Annotated in this window: 3 protein-coding genes; 2 read left to right on the plus strand and 1 reads right to left on the minus strand. The window is 65.9% G+C overall.

All coding sequences use genetic code 11. The annotated features are described in order from the left end of the window. On the minus strand, window positions 1-1,484 hold a 1,484-nt coding region (locus MRY84_RS02045; protein ID WP_291504100.1), incomplete at its 3' end, for a SulP family inorganic anion transporter. 145 nt (window positions 1,485-1,629) lie between these two features. Between MRY84_RS02045 and MRY84_RS02050 the strand changes: the two genes are divergently transcribed. Continuing rightward, window positions 1,630-2,121, plus strand: a complete 492-nt coding sequence (locus MRY84_RS02050) for a BON domain-containing protein (protein ID WP_291504101.1) — start codon at window positions 1,630-1,632, stop codon at window positions 2,119-2,121. Window positions 2,122-2,194: 73 nt separating this feature from the next. Next, window positions 2,195-3,424 (plus strand): PLP-dependent transferase, encoded by a 1,230-nt coding sequence (locus MRY84_RS02055; protein ID WP_291504102.1) that lies wholly within the window; start codon window positions 2,195-2,197, stop codon window positions 3,422-3,424. Window positions 3,425-3,529: the final 105 nt, after the last annotated feature.

Raw genomic sequence — 3,529 nt, forward strand, 5'->3', positions numbered from 1 at the left:
CCTGTCACGTCGATGCGGTTGATGGGCTGGGCCATCAGGCACAGGTGGAGCACATCGGGGTGGGCTGTCAGGTTTTCGATCACGCGCCGCTCCAGTGCGCTGGCCGACGCAAAATCCAGTTCCGCATCCATGCGCAGCGCCAGCACGCGCGGCGCCAGCACGGGCAGGTGCCACAGGTGGCGGTCGCGCAAGCTGCCATCGGGGTGCAGGCCCACTTCGATGATGCGGGGGTGCAGCCGCTGGTAGAGGAAGTGGCTCAGGTTCATCAGCAACCCCACCAGCACCCCCCAGTACATGCGCGGAGCCGTCGCCAACGTCAGGGCAAAGGTCACGCCGCCGATCACTGCCTCGACCTGCGAGACGCGCCATAGCCGCACGAAGGTGCTGGGCTTGATCAGGCTGGTCACGGCGGTCACGACCACGGCGGCCAGCACCGATTGCGGCACGTGGTAGAGGGCCGGCGTGAGCCACAGCAGCACCACCAGCACCAGCGCGATGGCGAACACGGAAGACCAGCCGCTTTTGGCGCCTGCATACAAATTGATAGCCGATCGCGAGAACGATGCACTCGTGGCGAAGCTTCCGCACAGGCCGCTGCTGATCTTGGCCAGTCCCTGCCCGATCAGGTCCTGGTTTTCATTCCAGCGCTCGCCCGAACGCTGGCTCTCGACCTTGGCGCTGGAAGCAGTCTCCAGAAAACTCACCAGCGTGATCACCAGCACCGGCATGATCAGCTCGGCAAAGCTCGTCCAGGGCAGCGCCCCGGGCCAGTAGGGGGCCGGCAGGCCCGAAGGCAGCGCACCGACCACGGCACCGCCCGCGTCCGCGTAGCCGATGGCCCAGCTCAGCAAGCCCGTCCCGCCAACCACCACGATAGCTGCCGGGAAGCCCGGCCGCCAGCGCCGTGCCAGCACCAGCAATACCAGGCTGCCCAGTCCGAATGCTGCGGCCACCAGGTCAAACATTCCGGGTGAGGGGGTGGACCACAGTGCCCCCCAGTCCGAGCGCAACCCCGTGAGCGACGCCAGCTGCGAGCCCAGGATGAGCAGCGCGGCAGCCTGGGTAAATCCGCTGAGCACGGGCGAGGTGACCAGGTTGAGCAGCCAGCCAAAGCGTGCCACGCCCATCACCAGCTGCAGCAGTCCGGATAGCAGGGCCATCCAGGCCGCCAGTGCCACCCATTGCGCGCTGCCCGGTTCCGCCATGCCCGTCAGAGATGCGCCGATCAGCAGGCTTGTGAGCGCCGTCGGCCCCACGCCCAGGCGCGTGGAAGCGCTGAACATGACGGCCACCAGAGCGGGGACGAGTGATGCGTAGATACCGGTGACCAGCGGCATGCCGGCCAGTGCGGCATAAGCGACGCCCTGCGGCACCAGCATCAAACCTACCGTCATGCCGGCGATGAATTCGCCCTGGAGCAGCGTTCGGTCAGGGCGAGGCCAGCGCAGAAAGGGCAGCCAGCGGGAGAGTGGAGGCAGGGACATCGGGTGATTGTCGCGCGATGACCGCCGCGTAGGGTGGGCACGGCTGTTAAACACGTCCTACAGGCACTTCGGTGCTATCCCACCCTTTGGGTTTTGCGCCTTGCCTAAAGTCGCAGCCATATCAAACCGTGAAGGAGATTTTCAGATGAACAGTTCCGTGACCACCCAACGCCCTGTCAACCGCATTGCCAGTATTCTGGCCGTGAGTGCCCTTGCCTTGGGGCTGAGCGCCTGCGGCAAGAACGAAGAGCCGACCGTGGGCCAGCGCCTGGATTCCACCGTCGAAAAGACCGAGCGGGCTGCCGCCGATGCGCGAGCCAAGACTGAGAGCGCGATGAACAACGCCGAGAACAAGATGGAGCAAAGCGCCGCCAATGCCGAGGCGAGCGCCCGGGATGCGACCTCCACCGCCAAGGCTTCCATCGATGACGCCACCATCACCGCCAAGGTCAATGCCACCCTGGCCAAAGACCCTGACCTGAGCGCCCTGAAAATCAACGTGGACACAGTGGGGGGCAAGGTCACTCTCAATGGCCCTGCGCCCACCACCGTGGCACGCGACCGCGCCGAAACGCTTGCCAAGAGCGTCGAGGGGGTGACCGCTGTGAATAACCAACTGGTGGTAACGGCCAGCTGACCGGGCATTGCGCCCGCAAGGTGAATCGTCTGCGCCGTCCGGGTTGTTCCGGGCGGCGCGCTACCATGGTTGCATGAACGCGCACGACACCGACCTGACCACCCGCATCGTCCACCACCCGTACATTCCACCTGCCGGCTTTGAGGCTCCCCAACCTGGAGTCTTCAAGGCCTCGACCGTCATCTTTCCCAGTGTCGCGGCCATGCGATCGCGCGAGTGGAAAGACAAGAGCGGCTACACCTACGGCCTGCACGGCACCCCCACCACGTTCATTCTCGAAGAGCGACTTTGTACGCTGGAAGGGGGATTGCAGTGCGTGCTGGTGCCCAGCGGCTTGGCGGCCATTGCCAATGTGGGGCTGGCGCTGCTCAAGCCGGGGGATGAAGTGCTGATCCCCGACAACGCCTATGGCCCTGGCAAGGACTTTGCCAAGGGCGAGCTGGCGCGCTTTGGTGTGACGCATGCACTTTACGACCCGCTGGCCCCCGCCGATCTGGCGGCACGCATCTCGTCCGCGACCCGGCTGGTGTGGCTGGAGGCTCCTGGGTCGGTCAGCATGGAGTTCCCGGACCTCATCGAGCAGGTGCGCATCTGTCGCGCGCGCGGTGTGATCACGGCGCTGGACAACACCTGGGGGGCGGGCCTGGCGTTTCAGCCTTTTGATCTGACCGGCGATGGCAGCCTGGGCGTGGATATTTCGGTGCAGGCGCTCACGAAGTACCCGAGCGGAGGGGGCGACGTGCTGATGGGCAGCGCTATCACGCGGGATGCCGGGCTGCACATGAAGATCAAGCTAACGCACATGCGCCTGGGGCTCGGCGTGGGGGCCAATGATGCGGAAACCGTGTTGCGCGCGCTGCCCAGTATCGCCTTGCGCTACCGGGCCCACGACGGCGCCGCACGCGCGTTGGCTTCCTGGCTGCAGGGCCAGCCCGCCATTGCCCAGGTGCTGCACCCCGCGCTGCCGGGCGCTCCGGGGCATGTGCACTGGAAAGCCCTGTGTGGCGCCGTGAACGGTGGCGAGGGCGCCGCGGCAGGCTTGTTCAGTGTGATTTTCGATGCCCGCTTCAGCCAGCCGCAGGTGGATGCTTTTTGTGACAGCTTGCGGCTTTTCAAGCTGGGCTACAGCTGGGGCGGCCCCATGAGCCTGGTGGTTCCGTACGACATCGGCAGCATGCGCAGCCGCCAGACGCCGCACCTGAAGCCGGGCACGCTGGTGCGCTTCTCGGTGGGGCTGGAATCGGTGGAGGATCTGCAGCGCGACCTGCAGCAGGCGATGCAACAGGCCTTTGCTGCCAGGTAACCGGGTCCTGGTGGGGCGGGGTGGTAGTTTCCTCAGTGGCGCTGGGTGAACTGCTGCCGTACTGTGCGGGCAGGAGGCGGGTGAACCTGGACTTGCCGGCTTCCG

This window comes from Acidovorax sp., from assembly GCF_022763525.1.
Lineage (GTDB): Bacteria > Pseudomonadota > Gammaproteobacteria > Burkholderiales > Burkholderiaceae_C > Acidovorax.

Coding starts and splice junctions, on each gene's coding strand:
- MRY84_RS02055 (WP_291504102.1), top strand. CDS start 2,195: ATGAACGCGCACGACACCGACCTGACCACCCGCATCGTCCACCACCCG.
- MRY84_RS02050 (WP_291504101.1), top strand. CDS start 1,630: ATGAACAGTTCCGTGACCACCCAACGCCCTGTCAACCGCATTGCCAGT.